This is a genomic window from Mesorhizobium sp. M2A.F.Ca.ET.039.01.1.1 (assembly GCF_003998035.1).
In the GTDB taxonomy this organism is placed as follows: Bacteria; Pseudomonadota; Alphaproteobacteria; order Rhizobiales; family Rhizobiaceae; genus Mesorhizobium.
In genome coordinates, this window is the sequence record NZ_RZRY01001203.1 from 1 (window position 1) to 1,176 (window position 1,176).

The following is a 1,176-nucleotide window of genomic DNA, read 5'->3' on the forward strand; positions in this document are numbered from 1 at the left end:
TGTCGGCCTTCTGCAACAAGATCACCTACAAGCGCGCCGGCGACCATTGGCGCATTCCGTTCAACGTCGAGCGCTTCCGCGGCCTCAAGGCCGTCGGCGATCTGGTTGATGCCGACACCGGTGAAATCGTCGTCGAGCAAGGCAAGAAGATCACCGCCCGCCAGGCCCGCCAGCTTGGCGAGAAGGGTCTCAAGGCCATCAAGGCGACCGACGAGGATCTGCTCGGGAACTACCTCGCCGAGGACATCGTCAACTACGCCACCGGCGAGATCTTCCTCGAGGCCGGCGACGAGATCGACGACAAGACGCTGAAGGTGCTGCTCGGCACCGGCGAGGAAGAGATCCAGATTCTGGACATCGACCACGTCAATGTCGGCGCCTATATCCGCAACACGCTCAACGTCGACAAGAACGAGAGCCGCCAGGACGCGCTGTTCGACATCTACCGCGTCATGCGCCCGGGCGAGCCGCCGACCCTCGAGACCGCCGAAGCCATGTTCAACTCGCTGTTCTTCGATAGCGAGCGCTATGACCTGTCGGCCGTCGGCCGCGTCAAGATGAACATGCGCCTCGAGCTCAAGGCCGAGGACACCGTGCGCGTGCTGCGCAAGGAAGACATCCTGGCCGTGGTCAAGACGCTGGTCGAGCTGCGCGACGGCAAGGGCGAGATCGACGACATCGACAATCTCGGCAACCGCCGCGTGCGTTCGGTCGGCGAGCTCATGGAGAACCAGTACCGCGTCGGCCTGCTGCGCATGGAGCGCGCGATCAAGGAACGCATGTCCTCGATCGAGATCGACACGGTCATGCCGCAGGATCTGATCAACGCCAAGCCGGCGGCCGCCGCCGTGCGCGAGTTCTTCGGCTCCTCGCAGCTGTCGCAGTTCATGGACCAGACCAACCCGCTGTCGGAGATCACCCACAAGCGTCGCCTCTCGGCGCTTGGACCGGGCGGTCTGACCCGCGAGCGCGCCGGCTTCGAGGTGCGCGACGTGCACCCGACGCATTACGGCCGCATCTGCCCGATCGAGACGCCGGAAGGCCCGAATATCGGTCTTATCAACTCGCTGGCCACCTTCGCGCGCGTCAACAAGTACGGCTTCATCGAAAGCCCGTACCGCAAGATCGTGGGCGGCAAGTTGACCAACGAAGTTGTCTACCTGTCGGCGATGGAAG

At 63.7% G+C, this 1,176-nt stretch carries 1 pseudogene; it reads left to right on the forward strand.

The features are described from left to right. Nucleotides 1–1,176, forward strand: a pseudogene (locus EOA24_RS38650) (DNA-directed RNA polymerase subunit beta); the annotation flags it as partial.